The 26273-nt window shown below is 64.2% G+C and carries 25 protein-coding genes and 1 tRNA gene; 8 read left to right on the forward strand and 18 right to left on the reverse strand.

Going from position 1 to position 26273, the window contains the following annotated elements:
* Positions 1–113: 113 nt before the first annotated feature.
* Positions 114–1118 (reverse strand): lipopolysaccharide heptosyltransferase I, encoded by a 1005-nt coding sequence (gene waaC / locus B0G74_RS15025; RefSeq protein WP_132375622.1) that lies wholly within the window; start codon positions 1116–1118, stop codon positions 114–116.
* 211 nt (positions 1119–1329) lie between these two features.
* Between waaC and B0G74_RS15030 the strand changes: the two genes are divergently transcribed.
* A complete protein-coding gene (locus tag B0G74_RS15030; RefSeq protein WP_132375624.1) occupies positions 1330–2907 on the forward strand; it encodes a chloride channel protein in 1578 nt (525 codons plus the stop codon).
* A 248-nt stretch (positions 2908–3155) separates the two neighbouring features.
* Here B0G74_RS15030 and B0G74_RS15035 read toward each other — a convergent pair whose 3' ends face one another.
* The 6 genes from B0G74_RS15035 to map form a co-directional block, all read right to left on the reverse strand.
* Complete coding sequence (locus tag B0G74_RS15035; RefSeq protein WP_132375626.1) at positions 3156–3467, reverse strand: YXWGXW repeat-containing protein; 312 nt, start codon at positions 3465–3467, stop codon at positions 3156–3158.
* Positions 3468–3773: 306 nt separating this feature from the next.
* Positions 3774–4028 (reverse strand): cell division topological specificity factor MinE, encoded by a 255-nt coding sequence (gene minE, locus B0G74_RS15040; RefSeq protein ID WP_091796304.1) that lies wholly within the window; start codon positions 4026–4028, stop codon positions 3774–3776.
* A 14-nt stretch (positions 4029–4042) separates the two neighbouring features.
* Complete coding sequence (minD, locus tag B0G74_RS15045) at positions 4043–4858, reverse strand: septum site-determining protein MinD (RefSeq protein WP_063495093.1); 816 nt, start codon at positions 4856–4858, stop codon at positions 4043–4045.
* A 103-nt stretch (positions 4859–4961) separates the two neighbouring features.
* Complete coding sequence (gene minC / locus B0G74_RS15050; RefSeq protein WP_132375628.1) at positions 4962–5810, reverse strand: septum site-determining protein MinC; 849 nt, start codon at positions 5808–5810, stop codon at positions 4962–4964.
* Positions 5811–6032: 222 nt separating this feature from the next.
* Positions 6033–6566: a GNAT family N-acetyltransferase gene (locus B0G74_RS15055; RefSeq protein WP_132375630.1), complete on the reverse strand. Its 534-nt coding sequence runs from the start codon at positions 6564–6566 to the stop codon at positions 6033–6035.
* A 199-nt stretch (positions 6567–6765) separates the two neighbouring features.
* Positions 6766–7551 carry a type I methionyl aminopeptidase gene (gene map / locus B0G74_RS15060; protein ID WP_132375632.1) on the reverse strand — a complete coding sequence of 262 codons (786 nt, stop codon included), beginning with the start codon at positions 7549–7551 and terminating at the stop codon, positions 6766–6768.
* Between the two features lie 33 nt (positions 7552–7584).
* Here map and B0G74_RS15065 point away from each other — a divergent pair, with 33 nt between their 5' ends.
* Together B0G74_RS15065 and B0G74_RS15070 are read left to right on the forward strand one after the other, a co-directional pair.
* Positions 7585–7776 carry a hypothetical protein gene (locus B0G74_RS15065; protein WP_132375634.1) on the forward strand — a complete coding sequence of 64 codons (192 nt, stop codon included), beginning with the start codon at positions 7585–7587 and terminating at the stop codon, positions 7774–7776.
* A gap of 144 nt (positions 7777–7920) precedes the next feature.
* Positions 7921–8913 carry an alpha/beta hydrolase gene (locus tag B0G74_RS15070; protein ID WP_132375636.1) on the forward strand — a complete coding sequence of 331 codons (993 nt, stop codon included), beginning with the start codon at positions 7921–7923 and terminating at the stop codon, positions 8911–8913.
* Here B0G74_RS15070 and B0G74_RS15075 read toward each other — a convergent pair.
* From B0G74_RS15075 to B0G74_RS15110, 8 genes are all read right to left on the reverse strand, one after another.
* Positions 8873–9388, reverse strand: a complete 516-nt coding sequence (locus B0G74_RS15075; protein WP_132375637.1) for a chalcone isomerase family protein — start codon at positions 9386–9388, stop codon at positions 8873–8875. The two genes, B0G74_RS15070 and B0G74_RS15075, sit on opposite strands and share 41 nt — an antisense overlap.
* Before the next feature lies 1 nt (position 9389).
* A complete protein-coding gene (locus B0G74_RS15080) occupies positions 9390–10601 on the reverse strand; it encodes a cyclopropane-fatty-acyl-phospholipid synthase family protein (RefSeq protein WP_132375638.1) in 1212 nt (403 codons plus the stop codon).
* A gap of 12 nt (positions 10602–10613) precedes the next feature.
* The gene (locus tag B0G74_RS15085) at positions 10614–11477 is read right to left on the reverse strand and encodes a DUF1365 domain-containing protein (RefSeq protein WP_132376954.1); all 864 of its coding nucleotides are present in this window, start codon (positions 11475–11477) and stop codon (positions 10614–10616) included.
* Positions 11474–12775 (reverse strand): FAD-dependent oxidoreductase, encoded by a 1302-nt coding sequence (locus B0G74_RS15090; protein ID WP_132375639.1) that lies wholly within the window; start codon positions 12773–12775, stop codon positions 11474–11476. The genes B0G74_RS15085 and B0G74_RS15090 overlap by 4 nt, the downstream gene beginning before the upstream one ends.
* Positions 12776–12875: 100 nt before the next feature.
* Positions 12876–13106, reverse strand: a complete 231-nt coding sequence (locus tag B0G74_RS15095) for a hypothetical protein (RefSeq protein ID WP_132375641.1) — start codon at positions 13104–13106, stop codon at positions 12876–12878.
* Positions 13107–13168: 62 nt separating this feature from the next.
* Positions 13169–13258 (reverse strand) — tRNA-Ser (locus tag B0G74_RS15100).
* A gap of 174 nt (positions 13259–13432) precedes the next feature.
* Positions 13433–14728, reverse strand: a complete 1296-nt coding sequence (gene serS, locus B0G74_RS15105) for a serine--tRNA ligase (protein ID WP_132375643.1) — start codon at positions 14726–14728, stop codon at positions 13433–13435.
* Positions 14729–14831: 103 nt separating this feature from the next.
* The gene (locus tag B0G74_RS15110) at positions 14832–16145 is read right to left on the reverse strand and encodes a replication-associated recombination protein A (RefSeq protein WP_132375645.1); all 1314 of its coding nucleotides are present in this window, start codon (positions 16143–16145) and stop codon (positions 14832–14834) included.
* 292 nt (positions 16146–16437) lie between these two features.
* Here B0G74_RS15110 and cytX point away from each other — a divergent pair, with 292 nt between their 5' ends.
* Positions 16438–17754: a putative hydroxymethylpyrimidine transporter CytX gene (cytX, locus tag B0G74_RS15115; protein ID WP_132375646.1), complete on the forward strand. Its 1317-nt coding sequence runs from the start codon at positions 16438–16440 to the stop codon at positions 17752–17754.
* 79 nt (positions 17755–17833) lie between these two features.
* Here the strand turns inward: cytX and speB are convergent, their stop codons facing one another.
* On the reverse strand, positions 17834–18823 hold the full coding sequence (gene speB / locus B0G74_RS15120) for an agmatinase (RefSeq protein WP_012432090.1): 990 nt from the start codon (positions 18821–18823) through the stop codon (positions 17834–17836).
* A gap of 170 nt (positions 18824–18993) precedes the next feature.
* Between speB and B0G74_RS15125 the strand changes: the two genes are divergently transcribed.
* Positions 18994–19914 (forward strand): LysR family transcriptional regulator, encoded by a 921-nt coding sequence (locus tag B0G74_RS15125; RefSeq protein WP_132375648.1) that lies wholly within the window; start codon positions 18994–18996, stop codon positions 19912–19914.
* Between the two features lie 76 nt (positions 19915–19990).
* On the opposite strand, the gene lolA is transcribed toward B0G74_RS15125, so the two are convergent.
* Complete coding sequence (lolA, locus tag B0G74_RS15130; RefSeq protein WP_132375650.1) at positions 19991–20725, reverse strand: outer membrane lipoprotein chaperone LolA; 735 nt, start codon at positions 20723–20725, stop codon at positions 19991–19993.
* Between the two features lie 301 nt (positions 20726–21026).
* Positions 21027–23339 carry a DNA translocase FtsK gene (locus tag B0G74_RS15135; RefSeq protein ID WP_132375652.1) on the reverse strand — a complete coding sequence of 771 codons (2313 nt, stop codon included), beginning with the start codon at positions 23337–23339 and terminating at the stop codon, positions 21027–21029.
* 334 nt (positions 23340–23673) lie between these two features.
* Here B0G74_RS15135 and trxB point away from each other — a divergent pair, with 334 nt between their 5' ends.
* The 3 genes from trxB to B0G74_RS15150 all read left to right on the forward strand — a co-directional run bounded on the left by trxB (position 23674) and on the right by B0G74_RS15150 (position 26249).
* On the forward strand, positions 23674–24675 hold the full coding sequence (trxB, locus tag B0G74_RS15140; protein WP_132375654.1) for a thioredoxin-disulfide reductase: 1002 nt from the start codon (positions 23674–23676) through the stop codon (positions 24673–24675).
* Between the two features lie 181 nt (positions 24676–24856).
* Positions 24857–25615, forward strand: a complete 759-nt coding sequence (locus tag B0G74_RS15145) for a Smr/MutS family protein (protein ID WP_132375655.1) — start codon at positions 24857–24859, stop codon at positions 25613–25615.
* 13 nt (positions 25616–25628) lie between these two features.
* A complete protein-coding gene (locus tag B0G74_RS15150; RefSeq protein ID WP_132376955.1) occupies positions 25629–26249 on the forward strand; it encodes a trimeric intracellular cation channel family protein in 621 nt (206 codons plus the stop codon).
* Positions 26250–26273: the final 24 nt, after the last annotated feature.

The raw sequence follows: 26273 nt of genomic DNA on the forward strand, positions 1-26273 counted from the left end.
GCGTTTTCGGAGGCGTTACGAGGCAGCGCTCATTTGCTTGAGCGGACTGCGCGTCACGCCTCTTTTCTTTTCGAGCAAACGATTGCGCAGGACCGCGCCGCGAGAAGGCACGCTCAGACGCCAGCGGAGCCGTGCTGCACGGCGACGTCATGCGCCTCGGTGTGAACGTAGTCGATCGCCTCGAGCGCGGCGCTGATGGGCGGCACTGACTGGCCGTCGCCGATGGAAATGGAGCGGAACGGTGATTCGATGCCGTAATGCGACGGCGGGGTCGCCACGAAGATCATCACGGTGCGCTTCTGCAGCGCGTGCGCGAGATGGACAAAGCCGGTGTCGGTGCCGACCACGAGCGAGCACGCGTCGATCATCTGCGCGATTTCCGTCACGCTCAGTTTCGGCAGGACGGTCGCGCCCGGCAATTGCGACGCGATCTGCTCCGCTTCGAGCCGCTCGCCTTCCGAGCCCCACGGCAGCACCAGTTGAAAACCACGCTGCGCCAGCTCGCGGCCGATCGCTACCCAATGGCCCACCGGCCATTTCTTGTCGTCTTTCGAGGTGGCGTGAAAAAATGCCGCAACCGGTGCGCCGTTCGACTCGAAGGGAAGCCCGGCCGGCTCCGGCAGCCGCAGATTGAAGACCGCAGGGCCTTCTATCTCATAGCCCAGCGCCTCGCCCGCGCTGATGCGCATGCCATGCCACGCATTGCATTTCGGACGCGGGCCGAATCGCCCGGTATAAGCGAACGCGGCGCCCTGCTCCCCCAGATCCGGGGCCCGGTAGCCGATGCGCCGCGACGAGCGCGCCAGAAACGCAATGATCGCGCTCTTGTACACGCCTTGAATGTCGATGATGAAATCGTAGCGATAGGCGCGCAGTTCGGCGATGGACGCCCAGATCGATTTGAAATCGGCCCAGCGGCGCGCTTTCTTGAAGCGGCGCAGCGGTGCGCACAGCACGCGGTCCACGTTCTCGCTCCAGTGCACCACTTCGGCGAATGCTTCGTCGGCGGCCCAATCCACCTGAACGCCAGGAAACGCGCGCTTGATATCGGCGACCACCGGCAAGGCCTGCACGATATCGCCGAGCGAAGTGACCTTGACGATAAGGACTCGCTTCATTAAAGACCTGTCAGTTGTTCGAACATCCAAGCATTTTAGCCGACCAACAGGATAATCATTGCCGAGCGAGTCAGCGCGTCTATCGGTCATCAATGCGGCGGTTACGCCCAGCCCCTTTCACGCAGCCCTTTTACACCATTTCAAAATACTTTCATATCGGTTTACGGGCCCGGCGCGCCTTATACTGCACCCTTTGCGACAACACTCGCTCATGTCCCGGCCCATTCCGCTCCGATCTTCCGCCATCGTTCGACGCGCGAAGCGACTCTGGCGCCAATATGGCATATTCTGGCTCGGCGCGATTGCGGTCGGGCTCGTCGCGGTGCTGTACGCGAGACTGATCGACTGGGGCTACAGCGAGTTCCACTCCGTGCAGCAACGGCACGTGTGGGCGCCCTTGATCATCACGCCCGCGGTCACGGCGCTCGCCGTCTGGCTCACGCGCAAATTCTTCCGCGGCGCCGAAGGCAGCGGCATTCCGCAGGTCATCGCCACTCTTCACTCGAAACCCAGCGAATACGGCGCGCGGCTTCTGTCGTTTCGAATTCTGTTCGGCAAGATCGCCGTGTCGTTTCTGGCGATTCTCGGCGGCTTGACGATCGGCCGCGAAGGGCCGACCGTGCAGGTCGGCGCCGCGCTGATGTTCAATCTGCGCCGGCTCTATCCCCGTTCGAATGCGCTGATCGAGCGGCAACTGGTGCTGGCCGGCGCGGCGGCGGGTCTGTCCGCGGCGTTCAATACACCGCTCGCCGGCATAGTCTTCGCAATCGAGGAATTGACGCGCAGCTTCGAGGCGCGCGCGAGCGGCGTGCTGATCACCGCGATCATCATCGCCGGCGTGATCGCACTCGGCGTCAATGGCAACTACACCTATTTCGGCACGATTCAGATCGGCGCGAACTTTCCCGATCTGCTGGCGCTCGCGGTGCTGCTCACTGCCGTCGTCACCGGGCTTGCGGGCGGTTTGTTCGACTGGCTGCTGTTGAATACCGCGCGCTGGATTCCGGCGCCGCTGCGTCAGTTGCATAGAGAGCGACCGGTTGCGTTCGCCGCGCTGTGCGGTTTGGTGATCGCGGTGGTCGGCCTGATTTCCGGCGGCACGACTTTCGGCAGCGGCTACGCGGAAGCGCGCGGCTTGCTCGACGGGCACGTGCAGTCGTCCGTCTTCTACCCGTTCTTGAAAATGATCTCGTTGGTCGGCTCTTACCTGCCGGGCATTCCGGGCGGCATCTTCGCGCCGTCGCTGGCAATCGGCGCGGGCTTCGGCAATCTGCTGCACAGGGTGTTCGGCTCGATGGATCTGCCGATGCTGATCGCGCTCGGCATGGTCGGCTATCTGGCCGCCGTCACGCAGTCGCCGATCACCTCGTTCGTGATCGTGATGGAGATGATCAACGGCCACGCGTTGGTGATCTCGCTGATGGCCACCGCGTTGATTTCGAGCCGCGTGTCGCGCCTGTTCGCGCCGCCGCTGTACGAGGCGCTGGCGGCGCGCTATATGGCGCCACTGTCGCAAGCCGCGAGCGCGCCGACGCCAGAAATTCCGGACGTCGAACCGACAGATCCGGCCGCGGTGCAAGTTGACGGCGAGCCGTCTGCCGAAGATGCCGATGGCAGCGCTCCGCAAGTCGACGCGCCCGCTCCGGTTGTAGAGAGAGCCGAAAGCGGGCCGCCTGCCGAACACGCCAGCGGCAGCGCTCCGCAGGTCAACGCGCCCGGTCCGGCCGCTGGGCGAGCCAATGGTGAGCCGCCAGCCGAAGACACCGACCGCGGCACATCGCGTCAGTAAACGACGACGGCCGGCGCGCGCAGATACACCGGCCGCGCCGGCACGACGACGCAGCCGGCCAGCATGACCGCCAGCACGGCGATCAGAAGCAGATTCTTTTTCATCACATGGTTTCCTGAAGCGCGCGCGGGCGAGCGCTACGCCGAGTGCGTGCGCGGCGCCTGCATTTGTCTGCGCTTGTCGAAATGGAAGGGGCGGCACACGCGGTATTCACCGCGCTGCGCCGCGCACTGCGTAAGTCCGTAGCGTTACGCCCAGTGACCTTGAACCCAGTGATAGTTCGGACCGTGCGCGACCCAGTGGCCCGGCACCCAGTGATAGCCGACACGTTCGGCTTGCCAGTGACCGCCGACCCACACATAGCGGCCGTGATCCCAGCGCCAATGACCGTGATCCCACACGTAGCCGACACGCGGCGCCGGCACGGCTTCGTAGCGCACCGGCGGCGGCGCGGACGGCGCGATCACGACGACTTCCGCGGCCGAAGCCGATGCCACAGTGGCTGCGCCGGCGGCGATCAATACGGTGTTGGCAAGCAGCAAACGAAAGGTCTTGTTCATGTTTTCCCTCTGTAGGTGAACACCGAAGGCGGCGTTACCCGTTTAATGCGCGAGGGAACAAAGCGGCTGACTGCGGGCGTGTAACGCCGCACGCTGAAGTGCAACGGATTATTTCGACGCACGGCCGGCACGCGCGAGCAAGCCCATGCACGCGCGCACGAACAATGAGGAAGTGGGAATAACGAAGCGGCACAACTGCGCGGCGCGCTCGCGCACCACTCTGCGTCACGTCATCTCGACGCAACGCAGCGAAGCGCGCAGCACGTCATAAGAAACCGGCCGCGAGAGGAAACAGGCTTTAAGCGATCAGGCCTGCGGTATTTCGATCTTGACCTCGAGCACTTCGAGATCGTCCTGACGTTCGAGACTCACGCGAATATCGTCATTGGAAATCTTCACGTACTTCGAGATCACGGCCACCAATTCGCGTTGCAACGCAGGCAGGTAATCGGCAGGCGCATGGCCGCCGGCGCGCTCATGCGCGATGATCAACTGCAGGCGTTCCTTCGCTACCGACGCGGACTTCTTCTTCTCGCCCAGCAAAAACGAAAGAATCGACATTACGTGCGCTCCCCTTACTTGGTGCCGAAGAGGCGCTGCAGCAGCCCGGGCTTCTGGTAGTCGGTAAAGCGAAGCGACTTCTGCTCGCCGAGGAAACGCGACACGACGTCTTTATAGGCTTCGGCCACATCGGTGCCGTCCAGATGCACCGCCGGCAAGCCCTGGTTCGATGCGTGCAGCACCGCTTCCGATTCCGGAATCACGCCGATCAGATCGATGCGCAGAATTTCCTGGATATCGGTCAGCGACAGCATTTCGCCTTCGCTGACGCGCTTGGGGTTGTAGCGAGTGATCAGCAGGTGTTCCTTGATCGGTTCCTTGCTTTCGATTGCGCGCTTGGTCTTCGACGACAGAATGCCGAGGATGCGGTCCGAGTCGCGCACCGACGAGACTTCTGGATTCGTCACGATCAGCGCTTCGTCGGCGAAATGCATGGCGAGCAGCGCGCCTGATTCGATACCGGCCGGCGAATCGCAGACGATGAATTCGAAGTCCATCGCGATCAGATCGTTGATGACCTTCTCGACGCCTTCCATCGTCAGCGCGTCTTTGTCACGCGTCTGCGAGGCCGGCAGGATAAAGAGGTTCTCGCACTTCTTGTCCTTGATGAGCGCCTGGTTCAGATTGGCTTCGCCCTGGATCACATTGATCAGGTCATACACCACGCGGCGTTCACAACCCATGATGAGGTCGAGGTTACGCAGGCCGACGTCGAAGTCGATCACGGCGGTTTTGCTGCCACGCAGAGCGAGGGCCGATGCAAAACTCGCGCTCGTGGTCGTCTTGCCCACGCCACCCTTGCCCGAAGTCACCACAATGATTTTTGCCATTACCCTTACCTTGTGTTCGTCAAATTCGTCAATTATGCGCGGCCATATTTGCCGTGAAACGCAGCGTGCCTCAGATCGATCGAGGCAGCGCGCTTCACGTCGCTTACGTGAGCCGCAGCGGTTCGATCATCAACTTTTCTTCTTCGAGCCAGATCTGCACCGGCTTGCCGAGCACGTCGGCCGGCAATGGGTTCTCAGTCGTTCGATAGATGCCTGCGATCGAGATGAGTTCCGGCTCGAGACACGTGCAGAAAATGCGCGCGTCGTGATTGCCCTGCACGCCGGCCAAAGCCCGGCCGCGCAGCGGCGCGTAAATATGGATGTTGCCTTCCGCGATCACTTCGGCGCCGTAGCTCACGAGCCCGAGCACCACCAGGTCGCCCTTGGCATAAATGCGCTGGCCGGAGCGCAGCGGCTTGTCGACCACCATGGTTTGCGACGACGTGGCAAGACGCACCGGCTCCGCGGCGGGAGCGGGTTCGACGGCGGCGGCCGTGGCCGGTGTGCCGTTTTCCGGCGTGCCGGCGGCGAGCTCGAACAGATCGGCCGGCGGCGTGGCCGTGGCGGCGGTGACGACCGGCGCCGCTGCGGCGGCGTTGGCGCTGTCTTCGTCCGCGGATTTCGCGGCGGCGCCGCGGCGGTCACGAGCTTCCAGAAGCGGCAACTGCGACTCCGCAGCCCACGTCTGCTGCGCGTTGGCGACCACGCCGACCGGACGCATGCGCACGCTGTCGAGCAGTTGCGCGATGTCGGCGAGCGGCACGCGTTCGTTCTCGGCGAGACGGCGCACGTCGATCGCGACGACGTCGTTAGCGAAAAATTCGGGGGTCGCCTCGAAGCGCCGGGTCAGTTCGGCACGCATGGCGTCGAGGTCGGTTGTCTTGACCACGAACAGGAGCGTGTCGACAGAGCCGCTGCGAAGTTCGAAAAAGGGCGATTTCTTGGGCGACATAGCGTTCGGCAAAAAATTTTGCGTATTTTACAGGCGTCGACGCGCGCGGCCAGCTTTTTTGCCGGGAGAACGGGCCGCCACGATGACGACGCGGCCCTGCACAGGCAACGCGACGGCCTCGCAGTGGCCATTCAGGCCGCGCATCGCGCCGATGACCCGGCGACAGACGCTGAAGAGACGCGGAAGGGAATCGAGCGGCAGACTGTTGCGCCGCTCGCGAGATCACTGCTGAAACACCTGGGACGTGGTCGGCACGTGTCGCACCAGCAGGCTTTCGGCCTGGTCCGGTGCGCGCGTGACGCGCCGATGCTCGCCGGTCGGACCGAAGCCGAGCGCCTCGTAAAAGCGCATGGCGTTGCGGTTGGCGTCGGCGACCCACGCGTAGATTTCCGTGGCGCCTTCATTCGAAAGCCACGCGGCGGCCGAATCGACCAGCAGCTCGCCGCCCCGCAGATGACGCACGGCCGGCGCCACCCACAGTTCGCAAACGAATGCGCGGCGCGCCGCGGTGTCGTCGAAGTGCGCTTCGATCAGTCCCGCTGGATGGCCCTCGGTGTAGAGGATGAAGGTGGTGATGATGAAGGAAACCGCGTGATCCGCGGCGGTGGCGTCGAAACTGGCGGCGTCGGCCGACAACGCGTCCTCGAGCGTGGCGCCGAAGGCATAGGGCGCCTCCCGCAGCGACGCAGTACGGAGTTCGCGGAAAACGGCGCCCTGATCAGCGGCGATACGGCGAACGGTCAATGACGGACTCATGCAGACGAAAACCCCTTGAAACCCTAAGGCGTAGCTTTAACCGAACCGGCGCGAGAGTCAAATCATTCTTTACCGGAATGTGGCACGCGCCGCAGGAAGTCCCCTTGGGCGGCTACATATGGAGCATATCCAGACTCAGCAGCATGCCGCGCGCCTGCCTCCGGCGCATGCGGCCGGACGCAGTACACGCCATGCAAGGTCATGGCGCTTCGTAGCTACCGGTGCCGTCCGGCCACGGTGTCAGCAGTTCATAGCCGTCGTCGGTCACGGCGATCATATGTTCCCATTGCGCAGACAGCGAGCGGTCCTTGGTGACCACGGTCCAGCCGTCGCGTTGCACCGCGGTGCCCGCGCGGCCGGCGTTGACCATCGGTTCGATCGTGAAGACCATGCCCGGCTTCAGACGCACGCCCTGCCCCGGCTGGCCGTAGTGGAGCACTTGCGGGTCTTCGTGGTAGACCTTGCCGATGCCGTGCCCGCAATAGTCGCGCACGATCGAGAAGCCGTCGCGCTGCGCCACCTTCTGAATCGCATGGCCCACGTCGCCGAGCGTGGCGCCCGGCTTTACTTCGCGAATGCCGGCGAGCATCGCTTCATAGGTCGTGTCGATCAGCTGGCGCGCCACCGTGCTTGGCTGGCCGACGCAATACATGCGGCTCGTGTCGCCGAAGTAGCCGTCCTTGATGATCGCGACGTCGATATTGATGATGTCGCCGTCTTTCAGGATCTCGCCGCGATTCGGAATGCCGTGGCACACCACCGAGTTGACCGAGGTGCACACGGTCTTCGGAAAACCCAAATAGCCGACATTTGCCGGAATCGACTTTTGCGTATTGACAATGTAGTCGTTGCACAGTGCGTCCAGCTCTTCGGTGGAGACACCGGCCTTGACGTGCTCGCCGATCATCGCCAGCACGTCGGCCGCGAGGCGGCCGGAAATGCGCAGCTTGGCGATGTCGTCGGGAGTCTTGTAGGTAATGGCCATGAATTCGGTCGATGTGGGTCGAATAGGAGGTCGATGTTCAAATCGATCGGCCAATTGTACAGAGGATCGCCGCCGAGCCTCGGCGAGCCGCGCCAGACTCGCCGCGCCGGGGATTTCGTTGCGACGTTTTGCTCGGAAGAATGGAGGCTTTTGCGTGCGCGTTTTTGGGTCGTCGCATCGCGTGAACAGCAGATGTCCGCGACATTGGCTATGCGAACCATTTGAGGAGCATAGCGATGTCGGAGTCCGGCGACAAATCAGCATGACTTATCGATGCATCCGCTCGCAGCGCCAAGCACTGCCTGCATCCGCTTGCGGGGTTCACGCGTACATGGTTCGAAAGCATCTCTTCGAACCGATCCGACTCTCATGCCTCGACGCCTGCTTACCTTGACCGCCGCGTTGGCGCTCGCCGCTCTCGGCGGCTGCAGCGCCGCCGGCGTGCTCAACGCCGCCGTATCGCACAAACATTTCCGGGCCGAGAACGGCCTGGCTTACGGCAACGCGCCGCGCCAGAAACTCGACGTCTACGTGCCCACCACCGACGCGCCGCCAGCCGCTTCACACGGCCGCCCGGTCGTGGTGTTCTTCCACGGCGGCAGTTGGCAGACCGGCTCGCGCAGCAGCTACCTGTTCGTAGGCGCGGCGCTGGCGTCGCGCGGCTTCGTCGCCGTGCTGCCGGACTATCGGACGTGGCCCGGCACCGCCTTCCCCGGCTTCGTCGACGATGCGGCCACGGCCGTGCGCTGGGCACGCGACCACGCGGCCGAGTTCGGCGGCGACTCGTCGCGAATCTTCCTGATGGGACATTCGGCGGGCGCGCATATCGTGATGCTGCTCGCCACCGACGGCCGCTATCTCGCCGCACAGCAGATGAGCAAAAACGATATCGGCGGTGTGATCGGCCTGGCCGGCCCGTATGATTTTTTGCCGTTGCACGACGCCACGCTCGCGAAAATCTTCCCGCCGGCGTTGCGCGCCGCGAGTCAGCCGATCAACTTTGTCGCTGGCGACGAGCCGCCGATCTTCCTCGCGGCAGGCCAGCGCGATACCACCGTCGATCCGGGCAACACCGATAGGCTAGCGGCGAAACTGCGTGCATTGGGCGACGCGGATGTCGAAGTGAAGCACTATCCGCGCGTCGGGCACGCGCTACTGGTGGGCGCGTTTGCCGGACCGTTGCGCGGCTTTGCGCCGGTGCTCGACGATGCAAGCGCATTTATCCACAAGCAGGCGAACAATGAAGCGCGGCGTTCGCGTGACGGTGCGGGTGATGCGCAAGGCGACATTTATCAAATGCGCCGGCAGCGCGCGAATTCGGCTACCGCGCCGCCGTGCCCAGCAATTGCTTGCGTAAAGTAGGCGCGCGCGTCGACGGATCGAGCCAGATCCCGAAGAACGCGCGCGCGAAGGCGGGATCTTCGAACTCGCCGGTCATACGGTCGCCGACATAGAAACGCACGCCTTTGTCCGGCAGATACACCGCGCTCAACTGATCGCCGGGGCCGACATCCACGAAGGCCTGCAGCATGTCCGCGCGCCAGCGTTCCAGTGTATCGGCCGGAATCGGCGCGGCAGCCAGGCGTTTGATCTCGCTGATACCGGTGTCCGCGAGGCGTTCGCGCTTGATGCCGCGCGCGTAGACGATGTGCAGCGCGAAGCGTTCGTCGTAATCGACCGGCACGCGTTCGCTCCACATCTGCGCGCGATAGAGCAGGAAGCCGAACACGCTGAAATCGCCTTCGCCGACGAGTTGCGCGGATTGCACGTCGCCGCGCCAATCGGCGCAGGCGGCGCTTGCCCACAACATCAGCGCGAGAGCGGTAAACGCGCGCACGTCAGTCGGCCTTCGAGAGCACGAACTGCATCACGTCCGTGCGCCCTTCGTCGAAGCCGGCTTCGCAATACGCCAGATATAGGCGCCACGTGCGCACGAAAATCTCGTCGAAGCCTTGCGTGCGGATCGTGTCGAGTTGCGCTTCGAACGCGCTGCGCCAGCGGCGTAAGGTCTCCCCATAATCGCGGCCGAAAGCGAGCGACGTGCGCGTCACGAGCTTGCAGCGCCCTGCGGCTTCCGTGAAACGCTGCGGACTCGGCAACATGCCGCCTGGGAAGATGAACTCGCGGATAAAGTCGCTCGTCGCGCGATAAGCGGCAAAGTGCGAGTCGTCGATCGTGATGGTTTGCACCAGCGCGCGAGCGCCCGGCCGCAGACGTTCGCGCAGAATGCGAAAGTACGCCGGCCAGAATTTTTCGCCGACGGCCTCGAACATTTCGATCGATACGATGCTGTCGTACTGACCGGTCAAGCTGCGATAGTCGCGCAATTCGAGTTGCACGCGATCGCTCAGGCCTGCTTCGTTCACGCGCTGCTGCGCGAATTCGAGTTGTGCCGGCGAGATCGTCACGCCATGCACGTGGATGCCCAGACGCGCCGCGTGCATCGCAAACCCGCCCCACCCGCAGCCGATTTCCAGAATGCGCATGCCTTCGCGCAAACCGAGCGTATCGACGATCCGTTGATACTTCGCACGCTGCGCGTCTTCGAGTGATTGATGGACATTGCCGTCGAACACCGCGCTCGAATAGGTGAAGGTCGCGTCGAGCCACTGTGCGTAAAACGCGTTGCCGATGTCGTAATGCGCGTGAATATTGCGCCGGCTGCCCGAACGCGTGTTCGGCCTCAGCTTATGGCGCAGCCCGTACCAGAGTTGCGCGAGCCAGCCGCCATACACCGTGCGTTGCAGCGCACGCTCGTTGCGGATCGCGACGCGCAGCAGCGCGGCCACGTCGGGCGTATCGACCCAGAAGGCGCGCCACGCGTCCGCGAAACCGATATCGCCTTTGCGCAGAATCGCGCCGCACGCGCGCCAGTCATGCAACTCCAGGCGCGCGCCGGGCGCCGCATGCGGATCGCCGAACACGCGCTGTTGACCGTCGGGCGTGATCAGGACCAGATGCCCCACCTGGATCCGCTCGAGCAACGAGAGAAAGAGACGGCCTGACGCGGGGGCGATTTGGTGCCCGCTCAGGGTTCTTGAAAGCGCCATGGCTGAATCTCCTCAATCGGACGAAAGGGGGGGCGCGGCGGCGGATGGTCGGCCGGCTGCGGCGTGGTCGGTGGGCACGTCGCCGCAGCGGGCCGGCGCGGGATGCTTGCCGTGAAACGGCACTTTCTTGAGAGCAAGGCGCAAGGCCTGCCAGTGGATTCTCGCGATGACACCAACGGTCAGCAGCGGCTGACGCAGCAGCGCGGCGAGCGCGCTCGCGCGTGTTAGCGGCGTCAGGCGGCCGCCCAGTGCGGTGCGGATCAACAGACCGTCGGCGTCGTGATAATCGATCGAGACCGACGCGCTGTTGGAAGCTTCCCTCACGCGAAAGGTGTAGCCGCCTTCCACGCGGCAAAACGGCGACACGTGCAGCACTTTGCGGCACATGAGCCGCGTATTCGCGGCGATCGGCGCGGCGCTTTTTGCGCTGAGCAGATAGCTGTGGCGCTCGCCGAATGTGTTGCGCACTTCGGCCAGCAGCGCGCGCAATTGGCCGTCGCGGTCGTGACAGAACCAGAAACTGACCGGATTGAACGCGTAGCCGAACACGCGTGGGAAAGCTTGCAACCAGATCCGGCCGTTCGCTTCTTCGACGCCCGCGGCCGATAGTTGCTCGCGCATCCAGGTGGCGAGGTCGCTGCCGTCGCGCGGACCGTGGTCGCGTCGATACAGACTGAGCGGCCGCCATCGGTCGATGCCGAACCAGCCGCTATCGAGCGAGGCCAGTCGATCCAGGTCGCAGCGCACGTAAAACACCGGATACGTGAAGCGATGATGTTTTGGCCGCAGTCGCTCGTGCATCACCTTGCCGGTCAGAAGCCAGGCTGCCGGAATCGTGGCGGCAGTGTTGCTATCGCTATCGCCCGGCGGTTTCATAACCTGGCCCATGGCGGCGATGCGTCGAAATCGGCGGCAACGCGCAGCGCCGATTTCAGACCGTCCTCGTGAAAACCATAGCCCGTCCATGCGCCCGCGAACCACGTGCGGCGCTTGCCCTGCAGTGAAGGCAGACGATGCTGCGCGTCGATCGCGGCCAGATCGAACAGCGGATGGTCGTAGACGAAGCGGCGCAGTTCGGTGCCCGGCGCCGGCTGGGTCACTGGGTTGAGCGTGACGACGAGCGGCGTCCTGAACGGCAGCGGCTGCAACTGATTGACCAGATAACTGACGCACACCGGATGCATGCCGTCGATACTGCGGCTGCCCAGGTAATTCCACGCCGACCACACGCGCTGACGACGCGGCAACAGGTTCGTGTCCGTATGCAGTACCGCGACGTTCGGTTGATAGCGCACCGCCGCGAGCACGCCGCGCTCGTCCTGATCGGCGTCTTCCAGCAGCCGCAGTGTGGTCGGTGCGTGAGTGGCGAGCACCAGCGCGTCGAAGCGCTCGGTGCCGTTGTCCGTGAAGACGTCGACGCCGTCCGCGTCGCGCCGCACACCGTGGACTGCCGTGCCGATGCGGACGTCGTCGAGCGTGCTTGCAAGGCGCTGTACGTACTCCCGACCGCCGCCGACCACGGTCTTCCACTGCGGCCGGCGATTCACCTGCAGCAGCGCGTGGTTCAGGCAGAAGCGCAAGAAGGTGGTGGCCGGGAACGCGAGGATGTCGGCGGTGGCACTCGACCAGATCGCGGCGGCCATCGGCAGCAGATATTGACGCTGGAACGCGCCGCCGTAGCCGCCTTCAGTCAGTAGTTCGCCCATCGACGCGCGCGTTTGAATCGCCAGTTCGAGGTTGCGTTGCGCGCTGCCGTTAAAACGCATGATGTCGCGCAGCATGCCGATGAAAGTCGGCGACAACAGGTTGCGGCGCTGCGCGAACACCGTGTTCAGACTGGTGCCGGCCCATTCGAGGCGGCCTTCGTCGAGCGAGACCGAGAAGGTCATGTCGCTCGGATGCGATTGCACGCCCAGTTCGGCGAACAGCGCGAGCAGGTTCGGATAGGTGCGGTCGTTGAACACCAGGAAGCCGGTGTCGACGGGGTGCGTGTGGCCGTCGAGCGTGACGTCCACCGTGTTGGTATGGCCGCCCAGGTAGCCGGCCGATTCGAATAGCGTGACCCGATGATTGCGCGCCAGCAGATACGCGCTGGCCAGACCCGAAATGCCGGCGCCGATGACCGCGACCCGCGAGCCGCGCGGTAGTGGTGAGGTCGGTGCGGAATGGGGCATGGGCGCGTCTCCTGGTCGGGGCGCGCGGTTGGTCAGTCGGGTGTGGCGGGGTTGCGCGTCCTTGAGGGGATTTACGCAGCGAGGAAGGGAATGGATGCGTTTAGCCGCGATTGCGGAGTCGATTCAGTTTGGCGGCCGGTCTGCGGACGACAATGGACAGTGAGTCGTTGCGCCGCGATTCGGAGCGATGGGCGGAGATCGATGTGGAGTTGTATTTCGGAATGTTGACGTGGCGCTCGATCGCGCGGCGACCGCGAGACGAAGCTGATGCGGTAGCTGTGGGTGCTCTCGCTGCGGTCAGCGGCTCGATCCATTGATGATCGATCGCCACGAGAATTGTCGAACGCGCTCAGCAGAAACGAAAACAGGCCCCGAAGGGCCTGTTTTCTGAATTGGCGGAAAGGGTGAGATTCGAACTCACGGTACCCCTAAAGGTACACTGGATTTCGAGTCCAGCGCATTCGACCACTCTGCCACCTTTCCGGGTCTTCTTACTCGCAGCAACGAGGTTGCTTAAGGTCACTGCAGAGTCAGATCCAAGCGGGTCGTTGCTTGGGAGAAAAAGATTATAAAACAGCTGAATTCGATTTCCAAGCCCCTCGACAAAAATTTTTCGAAGAGGCTTGGAAACGACTACAGCGACCCGCCGCGCTCCAATCAGGCAGCCGGCAATTCCAGCCGCTCCACACCGCCGAGGTACGGACGCAACGCCGCCGGCACGGTGACCGAACCATCGGCGTTCTGGAAGTTCTCGAGCACCGCCACGAGCGTACGGCCCACGGCCAGACCCGAACCGTTCAGCGTGTGCACCAGCTCCGGCTTGCCCTGCGCATTGCGATAACGCGCCTGCATGCGGCGAGCCTGGAACGACTCCGTGTTCGAGCAGCTCGAAATTTCGCGATACGTGTTTTGCGCCGGCACCCACACTTCCAGGTCGTACGTCTTGGCCGCCGAGAAGCCCATATCGCCCGTACATAGCGTGATCACGCGGTACGGCAGTTCCAGCTTCTGCAGAATCGCCTCAGCGTGGCCGACCATCTCTTCCAGCGCGTCGTAAGACGCTTCCGGCGCGACGATCTGCACCATCTCGACCTTGTCGAACTGATGCTGGCGGATCAGACCGCGCGTGTCGCGGCCATACGAGCCCGCTTCCGAGCGGAAGCACGGCGAATGCGCGGTCAGCTTGACCGGCAGCGCGTCCGCTTCGAGGATGCTGTCGCGCACCGTGTTCGTCAGCGAAATTTCCGAGGTGGAGATCAGATACTGCGTAACCGTGTTCTCTTCACCGCCCTTCTCGACGCGGAACATGTCATCGGCGAATTTAGGCAATTGGCCGGTGCCGTACAGAATTTCCGGATTCACGATGTACGGCGTGTAGATCTCCGTATAGCCATGCTGCTGCGTGTGCGTGTCGATCATGAACTGCGCGAGCGCGCGATGCAGCCGCGCAATCTGGCCGCGCAGCATGGTGAAGCGCGCGCCCGAGAGCTTCGCGCCGGTCTCGAAGTCGAGGCCGAGCGGCGCGCCGACATCGACGTGATCCTTCACCTCGAAGTCGAACTGGCGCGGCGTGCCCCAGCGGCGCACTTCGACGTTGCCCGTTTCGTCATCGCCCATCGGCACGCTTTCGTGCGGCAGGTTCGGCACGCCGAGCAGCAGATCCGACAGACGCTTCTGGATCTCGTCCAGCTTGGCCGCCGACGCCTTCATTTCGTCGCCGATGCCGCCCACTTCGGCCATCACCGCCGACGTGTCCTCGCCCTTGCCTTTCATCGCGCCGATCTGCTTCGACAGGCTGTTGCGGCGCGCCTGCATCTCTTCGGTACGGGTCTGGGTATCGCGGCGTTCCGCTTCGAGCGCGGTGAAGGCCGCCACGTCGAGGGTATAGCCGCGGTCGGCGAGGCGTTTGGCGACGCCGTCGAGGTCTTTGCGCAGCAGCTGTATGTCGAGCATGGGATGGGGCGGGTGTTCGTTGTATGAAGGTGGGATTTTAGCGCACCGGCGCGGGCGGCCGGTGCGTTAGATGGTGAACGCGTGCGGATGCCGCCGCAAACCCTCACCCCTTCTTCGGCTTGTTCTCGCTGCGCCACTGCGCGTCGAGCTCCGCCAGACGCGCCATCTTGTCGCCGATCTTGCCTTCGAGCCCACGCGGCGTCGGCTCGTACCAATGCGGATCGCGCATGTTCTCCGGCAGGTAGGTCTCGCCGGCCGCGTAGGCATCGGGTTCATCGTGCGCGTAGCGATACTCGTGACCGTAGCCGAGTTCCTTCATCAGCTTGGTCGGCGCATTGCGCAAATGCACCGGCACGCCGCGCGACTGATCCGTGCTCACGAAGCGGCGCGCCTCGTTATACGCGTTGTACCCGGCGTTCGATTTCGGCGCGACCGCCAGATAGATGATCGCCTGCGCCAAAGCCAGTTCGCCTTCGGGCGTGCCGAGGCGCTCATAGGTTTCGGCGGCGTCGAGCGCGATGCGCGCGGCGCGCGGATCGGCGAGGCCGATGTCTTCCCAAGCCATGCGCACGATGCGGCGCGCCAGATAACGCGGGTCCGCGCCGCCGTCGAGCATGCGGCAGAACCAGTACAGCGCACCGTCCGGGCTGCTGCCGCGCACCGATTTATGCAGCGCGCTGATCTGGTCGTAGAATGCGTCGCCGCCCTTGTCGAAGCGGCGCAGATTTTCGGCGAGCGCGCTGCCAAGCAAGGCGCCGTCGATCTCGGTGGTCTTTTGCTGCGAGGCCGCCCGGGCGACGATTTCGAGGTTGTTCAGCAGCTTGCGGCCGTCGCCGTCGGCGGAACCGATCAGGGCGTCGCGGGCTTCGTCGGTGAACGTGAGGCCGCCGAGTTCCTGCTGCGCGCGTTCGAGCAACTCGCGCTGCTCTTCGTCGTTCAGGCTTTTCAGCACATAGACGGCCGCACGCGAGAGCAATGCGCTATTCACCTCGAACGACGGATTCTCGGTCGTCGCGCCGACGAACACGAACAGCCCCGACTCGACGTGCGGCAAGAACGCATCTTGCTGGCTCTTGTTGAAGCGATGCACTTCGTCGACGAACACGAGCGTCTGATGCCCGTTCGCGCGATGAATCTGCGCGGTCTCGACCGCCTCGCGGATGTCCTTCACGCCCGAGAGCACCGCGGACAGCGCGATGAACTCGGCATGAAACGCATCGGCCATGAGCCGGGCAAGCGTGGTTTTACCGACGCCGGGCGGGCCCCAGAGGATCATCGAATGGGCCTCGCCGGATTCGAAGGCGACCCGCAGCGGCTTGTTCGGGCCGAGCAGGTGCTTCTGGCCGATCACTTCGTCGATATTGCGGGGCCGCAGGCGTTCGGCGAGCGGAACATTGGCACGGGTTTCTTCAAACATGACGTTTTGGGGATAATCTCGGCTTTTCCGGACGCGGTCCGTGTGAAGGCGGCGTACTGCCGGTGAGCCACGCCAGCACGCGAAAGTGCGGGCAACGTCCTGCATTATGACAGTGACGGCGCCCGGACGAAGACCGCGCGGCGCGCCGGGAGGACTTGGGCGGCTGGGCCGGGCAGAAATCCGGCAGCGAATGAGGCAACCCGATAAGCAACCGCGGATATAACCGCAAACGCAACCGCCGACCCAACTTCACAGGTAAGTTTGCAAGCAACACCAACAGGGACAAGAACAGATGGCACAAGATCCACTCGCCGGCGACGCCGGTTCCACCTACGCACCGCTCACGCCGGTGCCCGACGCGCGCCGCGCATTCCGCACCGGCGACGCGTTCGCGCTCTGGTTTTCGCTCGGCATCGGCCTCCTGGTCGCGCAAGCGGGCGCGCTGCTGGTGCCGGGATTGTCGCTGCCGCATGCGTTGCTGGCCATCGTGATCGGCAGCGTGATCGGCGTGGTGCTGCTGGCGCTGGCCGGCGTCATCGGCACGGATACGGGGCTCGCGGCGATGTCGTCGCTGCGGCCGACGCTCGGTGTGCGCGGCGCTTCCGTGCCCGCCGTGCTGAACGCGGTGCAACTGGTCGGCTGGGGCTCGTTCGAGGTGATCGTGATGCGCGACTCCGCCGACGCCCTCGCCAAACAGGCCTTCGGCCTCTCCATGCCGCTCATCTGGACGGTGATCTTCGGCTTGCTCGCGACGCTGCTGGCGATCAGCGGCCCGCTGTCGTTCGTGCGGCGCTTTCTGCGCACGTGGGGCATCTGGCTGCTGCTCGCGGGCGCGGCGTGGCTCACATGGAATCTGCTCGCCAAGCACGATCTGGCTGCGCTGATGCAGCGTCCGGGCACGGGTGAGATGTCGTTCGGCGGCGCGATCGATCTGGTGGTGGCCATGCCGCTGTCGTGGCTGCCGCTGATCGCCGACTACACCCGCTTCGGACGGCGTCCCGGCGAAACCTTCCGCGGCACGTTGCTCGGCTACGGCATCGCCAACATCTGGTTTTACGCGCTCGGCGCGATCTACGGCCTCGCGGCAGGCGGCGGCGACGCGCTGCTCACGGGCGCGCTGGCGCAAGCCGGCGGCGGCCTCGCCTTGCTGCTGATCCTGATCGACGAAGTCGACAACGCCTTCGCCGATATCCACTCGGCCGCGGTGTCGACCGGCACGGTCTGGGCGCGCGGCAGCGTGCCTCTGTTGTCGGCGGCGTTCGGCGCGTTGTGCACGCTGATCGCCGTGGCCGTGCCGATGGCGAAGTATCAGAACTTCCTGCTGCTGATCGGCTCGGTGTTCGCGCCGCTGTTCGGTGTGGTGCTGGTGGATCACTTCATCGTGCGCAAGCGCCGCATCGAAGCCGCCGCGCTCGCCGACGTACGCGGCCGTTACGGCTTTTCGGGCGGCTGGCATCTGAGCGCGTTCCTCGCGTGGGCCATTGGCATCGTCGCGTATCAGGCGATCAACCAATGGCTGCCGAATCTCGGCGCGACGCTGCCCGCGCTGGTGATCGGCGCGGCGTGCTATCTGGTGTTCGTGTCGACGCGCAAGACGGCGTATGCCTGAGTCTTGAGCGAGCGTCACGCGAACCCAGAAATGCGAAAAGGCCTGCAAATGCAGGCCTTTTCTTATCGCGCAAGTCGCTTCAGCGCGTGGACGCCCGATACTCGACGCCCGGCAACACGCACAGCAATTCGAACGCCAGATTCGCGCCGAGCAGCGCGGTCGTGCCGAACGGATCGTACGGCGGCGCGACCTCGACCAGATCGCAGCCGACGATGTTCAGCCCGCGCGAGCCGCGAATGATTTCCAGCGCCTGCGGCACCGTCAAGCCAGCGATTTCCGGCGTGCCCGTACCCGGCGCAAAGGCCGGATCGATCCCGTCGATGTCGAACGTGATGTACACCGGACCGTCGCCCATACGCTCGCGAATACGCGCCATCAACGGCACGAGCGACTGGTTCCAGCACGCCTCGGCCTGCACCACTTCGAAGCCCTGATCGCGGCACCAGTCGAAGTCTTCCGCCGCGTAACCCGTGCCGCGCAAACCGATCTGCACGACACGATCGCAATCGAGCAAGCCCTCTTCCACCGCGCGCCGGAACGGCGTGCCGTGCGCGATCTTCTCGCCCATCATCGTGTCGTTGACGTCCGCGTGCGCATCCACGTGGATCAGGCCGACCTTGCCGTGCTTGCGATGAATCGCGCGCAGGATCGGCAGCGCGATGGTGTGATCGCCGCCGAGTGTGATCGGCTTGCAATCGTGCTGGAGAATTTCGTCGTACGCGGTTTCGATGCGCTTGATCGAATCGTGCAGGTTATACGGATTGATCGCGACGTCGCCGAGATCGGCCACGCGCAGCGAATCAAAGGGCGCCGCGCGCGTCGCCATGTTGTACGGACGCAGCAACACGGACTCGCTGCGGATCTGGCGCGGACCGAAGCGCGCGCCGGTGCGGTTCGAGGTGCCGAGGTCGAACGGCACGCCGACGAAGCAGGCGTCGAACCCTTCGGCCGAGCCGACGTTCGGCAGCCGCATCATTGTCGCGATGCCGCCGCAGCGGGGCATGGCGTTGCCGGACAGCGGCTGCGGCCGTTCGCCGGCTTCTGGGGAAATGAAGGAAGAGGTATTCATCGTGTCTCGGCAATGAAAAGGGGGCAGCAAGCAAAATCGTGCAGACCGGCCGAGGAGAGGCATCAAAACCGCACCTTGCCGGGCGAATCTCGATTTTTGAGCAGTTTTCGAGAAGTTAAAATACCGACGGAATAAACTTCACATTGATTCTCAGCGATGTATCCTGACCTATGTTCTCCCAACTCACCGATCTCGACCTGCGGCTGATCCGCGTCTTTCTCGCCATTGTGGACGCAGGCGGCGTGTCGCCGGCCCAGGCGACCCTGAACGTCGGCCAGTCGACCATCAGCACGCAGCTTGCCACGCTGGAAACGCGCCTCGGCTACCGGTTGTGCGAGCGCGGCCGCGGCGGCTTCAGCCTGACCGCGCGCGGCGAGCAGTTCATCGATGCCGCCCGCGCTCTGCTCTCAGCCGTCGACACCTTCGGCATGCAGGCGCGCAACGTCGGTCGCAAGCTCGTCGGCACACTCGATATCGGCATGATAGGCCACACGCCGGTGTCGGCGAGCGCGCGCATCAGCGACGCGATCGGCCGCTTCCGGGCGCGCGATCAGTCGGTGCGGTTTTCGATTCTGGTGCGCTCGCCGGGCGAACTCGAAGAGTTGCTGTTGAATGGGCGGATTCAGATCGGTATCGGCTATTTCTGGCATCGCGTGCCGTCGCTCGAATACACCGAGGTGTTCGCGGAAGATCAGTTCGCTTATTGCGCGAAAGGGCATCCGTTGTTCGCTCAAGCCGGCGAGGTGCCGCCTGCCGAGGCCGCGCAGCATGAATGGGCGTGGCGCAGTTATCCGCTGCCCGAAGCCGAGAGTTCGACCACGCCGCAGAACGTCACCGCCGTCGCCGACAACATGGAAGCGGTCGCGATGCTGGTGCTCTCCGGGCATCACCTCGGCTATCTGCCCGGGCATTTCGCGGCGCCGTTCGTCAAGCAAGGGCTGCTCGGCGCGCTGAACCCGGCGCAGATGCGTTACCGCGTCGCGTTCCACATGGTCACGCGGGCGCGGCAGCATCGCACGGATATCGTCGAAGCGTTCATCGACGACATGAAGGCCGCGCATCCGGTGCAGGTTCTGGAAGTGGACGAGTAAGTTAGAAAACGCGCGCAATAAAAAAGCCGCGCTTTCGGGCGCGGCTTTCTCTGCACTTCGTCTCGCCCAAGGCGGCTTATCCGTTGATCACGTCCGCGCCCTTCGGCACCGTGAACTTGAACGCATCGGCCGGCAGCGGCGGATTCTTCTGAATGTTCGAGAAGGTCAGCAACGTCACGTTGCCGAACACGTCGTGCAGTTCCATCGCTTCGAGATTGCCGTCCTTAAAGCCGATGCCGACGCGTTGGAATTGCGTGTCCTTCGCCTTCGGCGTCAGTTCGAGCCAGTCGATGCCGGCCTTCACGCCCGCATCACGCAGCGTGAAGTTCTTGTCCAGATCGTTGCTGCCGAACAGGATTGCCGCCGGGCTCGCGCCGAGTGCGCCGCCGAGGCTGCGCACCGTCACCTGATTCAGATCCTTGTCGTACACGTAGAGCTTGTCGCCGTCCGCCTGCAGCAGTTGGGCATACGGCTTCTCGTATTGCCAGATGAATTTGCCGGGACGCGCGAACGTGAACGTGCCGCTCGACGTGCCGGTCTTGCCGGTACCCGTGGTCGACAATGTGCCGCTCGCACTTTGCGCCTTGCTCGGTGCCCGCACTTCCTGCTGCACGAAAGTGCCGCGCGCCGAATGCACTTGCGCGACGAACGCCTTCAGTTGCTCGGTGCCGCTCGCGAACGCCTGCGACGCGAACAGCACCGACGCGCCGATCGCCACGCTGCCCACGCTACGCACGAGGGCGCGGGCAAGCTGACCGAAACGGCTGGATTGAGCATTCTCTCGAGCGTGCTGCTGCGCGAATAGCTTCATATAGTTTTCTCCCTTGATTGAATTCGTTGAGCGGCCGTGGTCGTGGGCGCACGGGCGATCCTTGTGTGCCCGCGGCGATGAGCGCCTGGCGCAAAGCCAGATGGCTTGCCCTCGGCCGGCCATGCTTACGTGTTATAGCAGCTTAGGCAATCAGCCTTAAACGAGCCTTAGAGAGTCGGCCAGCGCCTGAACGCCGTGGAAGCACGGCTTGCCGTCCGCTCCCCGCTGCGGTAACGCAGGCGCGCAGCTTCGCAACCGGCGGCACACCGCCCGTCTTACCGCGGAACTGAGGCCCGTCGGCCTATTCCGCTTCCCGCGCCGGCGCAAGAATCTCGCGATTGCCGTTCGACGACATCGCCGACACCACGCCCGAGTTCTCCATCTGCTCGAGCAGGCGCGCCGCGCGGTTATAGCCGATGCGCAAATGCCGCTGCACCAGCGAGATCGACGCGCGACGGTTCTTCAGCACCACATCGACCGCCTGGTCGTATAACGGGTCCGACTCACCGTCGCCCGAGCCGGTTCCCCCGGCGCCCGCGGAGCCTTCGTCGCCCTCGCCAGTCACGCCGCCCTCGAGAATGCCTTCTATATAATTCGGCTCGCCCTGTTCCTTGAGCTTGTCGACGACGCGGTGCACTTCCTCGTCCGACACGAACGCGCCGTGCACGCGCACCGGCAAGCCGCTGCCCGGCGGCAGATACAGCATGTCGCCCATGCCGAGCAGCGATTCCGCGCCCTGCTGGTCGAGAATCGTGCGCGAGTCGATCTTCGACGACACCTGGAAGGCCATCCGCGTCGGCACGTTGGCCTTGATGAGGCCGGTGATTACGTCCACCGACGGACGCTGCGTGGCCAGAATCAGATGAATGCCAGCCGCGCGCGCCTTCTGCGCGATCCGCGCGATGAGCTCTTCGACCTTCTTGCCGACCACCATCATCAGGTCGGCCAGTTCGTCGATCACCACGACGATGTTCGGCAGACGCGTGAGCGGCTCCGGATCGTCCGGTGTGAGGCTGAACGGATTCGGCAGCTTTTCTTCGCGTTTGGCGGCTTCGTCGATCTTGTTGTTGTAGCCGGCGAGGTTACGCACGCCGAGCTTGCTCATCAGCTTGTAGCGCCGCTCCATTTCGGCGACCGCCCAGTTCAGCGCGTGACCGGCCTGGCGCATGTCCGTGACTACCGGACACAGCAAATGCGGAATGCCTTCGTACACGCTCATTTCGAGCATCTTCGGATCGATCAGGATCATGCGGACCTGTTCGGCGCTCGCCTTATAGAGCAGCGACAGGATCATCGCGTTGATACCCACCGACTTGCCCGAACCCGTCGTACCCGCCACCAGCAAGTGCGGCATCTTCGCGAGGTCGGCGCACACCGGCTTGCCGCCGATGTCCTTGCCAAGGCCCATGGTCAACGGCGACGCGGCATCCGCATAAACCGCCGAGCCGAGAATCTCGGACAGGCTCACGGTCTGGCGACGCTGATTCGGCAACTCCAGCGCCATGAAATTCTTGCCCGGAATCGTTTCGACCACGCGGATCGACACGAGCGACAGCGACCGCGCGAGGTCCTTGGCGAGACCGACGATCTGGCTGCCCTTCACGCCCGTGGCCGGCTCGATTTCATAGCGCGTGACCACCGGACCCGGATACGCCGCGACCACGCTCACCTCGACGCCGAAGTCCTTGAGCTTTTTCTCGATCAGACGCGAAGTGAATTCCAGCGTATCCGCCGAAATGGTTTCCTGCGCGACGGGCGCGGCATCGAGCAGCGAAATGGGCGGCAAGGTGGAATCGCCCGGCAGGTCCGTGAAGAGCGGCACTTGCCGCTCCTTCTCGACACGCTCCGACTTGGCCGGCGTGACGACCGGCGGCACGATCATGACCGGCTCGTGCTCCTCGATCCGCACGCGGCCCTTCTCGACTTTGCCCTCGCGCTTCACTGCAGCCGCCTCACCGAGCTTGCGGTCGCGGCCGGCCTCACGGCGCAGCTTGGCAAACGTCACCGCGGAAATGATCGATTCGCCGACCTTCTCCGACACTGACAGCCACGAAAAACGGAAATACAACGACAAACCGATGCCGAGCACGATCAGGAGTGCCAGCGTACCGCCCGTGAAACCCAGCGCATGCGACACACCGCGCGCGACCGCCTCGCCGATCACGCCGCCCGGCGCGCGCGGCAACTGCACTTTCAGCGACCACATGCGCAGCGCCTCGATGCCGTCGCAGGCCAGCAGCACGAGCATGAAGGCGAACGCGTCGGCGAGCCAGCTCTCACGCGGCACGTCTTCCTGCTCTTCCTCGTGACGGGTAATGCGCTTGTAGTTTGCGGAGATATGGCGGCCGAGCAGCACGATCCACCAGTAGGCGGACAGGCCGAACAGCAGTAGCAGGATGTCGGACGTCCACGCGCCGACGCGGCCCGCCCAGTTGGCGATATGGTCGACCTGCGCGGCATGGGTCCAGCTCGGATCGCGCCGGCTGTAGCTGACGAGCGCCATGAGCAGGAAAACGCCGAGCGCCACCTGCAGGATCCAGCGGATTTCGGTGAAAAGGCGCGACATGCGGTGCGGCAATGCCTGCGCGCTCGCGGAATAGGGAGCTTTTGCCATTGATCCTGTTGCGTGTGTGCCCGATTCCCGGCCTGAGCCGTGGGGGAGCCTCGCCCAGCGCGGCTTCGGGCCCGATCCCGGCTTCCGGGAACTTCGATCCGGCCTATTGTAAACGCAGTGCCCCGCGCGAGGCTGTAAATGACGGTAACTTGGCCGTTTGGCCACAGAAAGGCGTTGCCGGGCGCGCCGCCGACGCTATCGGCGTGATCGGAAAGCTTCATGGAGCAGGCCGGCGCCCCGCCCTTTATAATGTCGCGCTGATACCCATCTACAGTTTCAGCTCAAGTCGCGCGGCCTCGCATGGGCGAGCCGGGCGCCGTAAAAGGATTTGATCATGCCCGCAACTTCCACGAAACACGCCAAGGTTCTGATTCTCGGTTCCGGTCCCGCCGGCTACACGGCCGCGGTCTACGCAGCGCGCGCCAATCTCGCGCCGGTGCTGGTCACGGGTCTGGCCCAAGGCGGCCAGCTCATGACCACGACCGACGTCGAAAACTGGCCCGCCGACGGCAACGGCGTGCAAGGCCCGGAACTGATGGCGCGCTTTCTGGAGCACGCCGAGCGCTTCAACACCGAAATCATTTTCGACCACATCCATACGGCCAAGCTGGATGAGAAGCCGATCCGTCTGATCGGCGACTCGGGCGAATACACCTGCGACTCGCTGATCATCTCGACCGGCGCATCGGCGCAATATCTTGGCCTGCCATCGGAAGAAGCGTTCATGGGCAAAGGCGTGTCGGCCTGCGCCACCTGCGACGGCTTCTTCTACAAGCAACAACATGTGGCCGTGATCGGCGGCGGCAATACCGCGGTCGAGGAAGCCCTCTATTTGTCCGGCATCGCCAAGAAGGTGACGGTGATCCATCGCCGCGACAAGTTCCGCGCCGAGCCGATCCTGATCGACCGCCTGCTCGCGAAGGAAAAGGAAGGCCTGGTCGAGATCAAGTGGAACCACACGCTCGACGAAGTGACCGGCGACCAGTCCGGCGTGACCGGCCTGCGCATCAAGAACACGCAAACCGGCGCCACCGAAGACATCGCGCTGCAAGGTCTGTTCGTCGCGATCGGCCACAAGCCGAACACGGACATTTTCGCGGGCCAGCTGGAGATGAAGAACGGCTACATCATCACCAAGGGCGGCCTGAACGGTTTTGCGACCGCGACCAGCGTGCCGGGCGTGTTCGCAGCGGGCGACGTGCAGGACCACGTGTATCGCCAGGCGATCACCAGCGCCGGCACGGGCTGTATGGCCGCGCTCGACGCGCAACGCTATCTGGAAACCATCGACGAGATGGTCGGCGAGCACGCCATGAGTCAGGAAGCCGAGCGTTAATCGGCCGCGCCGGTCTGCGAACCGGTCGGGAAAACTAGCGCAACGGTAAAATGGCGACTGGGCGTGACCCGGCCGCCAGCTTGAAAGAAGGCCGCGGCTGCCAAGCCGGCGGCCTTTTTTCATTCGGTCGCAAGAAAACGTCGCGCGACCGATCTACTTTTTCTGCGTGTATTACCCAAAAATGCCGAAGAACCAGCCCCATCCGAGCGAACCGAAGCGCGCGCGAGCCGTCGCGCGACCCGCGCCCGAACCGGCTGCACCCGCTGCCGAGCCGAAGCTCGATCCGGCGGCCGGTCTCGCCGGCCTCGGCGCGTTGCGCGACGCGCTCAAAGTCGACACGCAACGGCGTGAGCGTGAACGGGCGGCTGCCGCAGCCGCGCAGCGCGAAGCCTCGGCGGACGCGGATCTGTTTCGCCGCGAAATCGGCGCGGTCGCGCCGCTCGCCGTGCCGCCGCGCGCCACGCTGCCGCGCAATCCCCCGCCGCCGCTGCCGGTGCAGACCAAACTCGACGAAGAAGCCGTGCTGCACGAAGCGATCTCCGATGAGTTCGATCCCGAGATCCTGCTCGAAACCGACGAGACGCTGTCCTACTGCCGCCCCGGCGTGAGCCAGGAAGTGGTGCGCAAACTGCGGCGCGGCGACTGGATCGTGCAGGCGCAAATCGACCTGCATGGCATGCGGCGTGAAGAGGCGCGCGAGGCGCTGGCGGAGTTCATCCGCGAGTCAGTGAAGCGCGGTTTGCGGTGTTTGCGCGTGATTCACGGCAAGGGTTTGGGATCGATCGGCAAGGAGCCTGTGTTGAAGGGCAAAGTACGCGCGTGGCTCGTGCAGAAGTCGGAGGTGATCGCGTTCTGCCAGGCGCGCCCGCATGACGGCGGCGCCGGCGCGGTGGTCGTGCTGTTGCAGCCGGGCGCGTCGCCGGCTCACGCCAGATCCTGACGGAGCCACGGTGATCCATCCGAGGCTGACGCTCGCGCTGACCATCATGGAGGCGCTGGCGATTTTCGCATACGCCCTCTCCGGTTTCATCGAGGCCAAAACCCGCCGGCTCGACGCGGTGGGCACGTTTCTGGTGGCGGTCGCCACGGCCTTCGGCGGCGGCACGTTGCGCGACGTGCTGCTGGAACGGCGGCCTTTTTACTGGGTCGAGCATCAGGATTATCTGATCGCGATCTTCGTCATGTCGCTGTTCGCGCCGACTCTATTGAAAATGACCTCGCGGCTGGTTTCCGAGCGGGTTCTGCTGGTGGCGGATGCGATCGGGCTGGGGCTGTTCAGCATAGGAGGCACGTCGATCGCGCACGATGCGCAAATGCCGTGGTTCACCTCGGTGATGATGGGCGTGCTGACGGGGGTTTTCGGCGGCGTGATTCGTGACGTGCTGTGCAACGAAGTGCCGCTGATTCTGCGCGACTCGCGGCCCTACGCGACGTGTGCGTTCGTGGGCTGCTGGCTGTATGTGCTGCTGGATTATGCGGACGTCGATACGGTGTATAGCGTGCTGATCGCGACTGCCTTCATCCTGCTCGCACGGCTCGTGACGTTCCGGTTCAATGTGCGTTTGCCGCACTGATAGAATGAATCGCAAAACGGCGCG

The sequence above is a fragment of the Paraburkholderia sp. BL9I2N2 genome (genome assembly GCF_004339745.1).
In the GTDB taxonomy this organism is placed as follows: Bacteria; Pseudomonadota; Gammaproteobacteria; order Burkholderiales; family Burkholderiaceae; genus Paraburkholderia.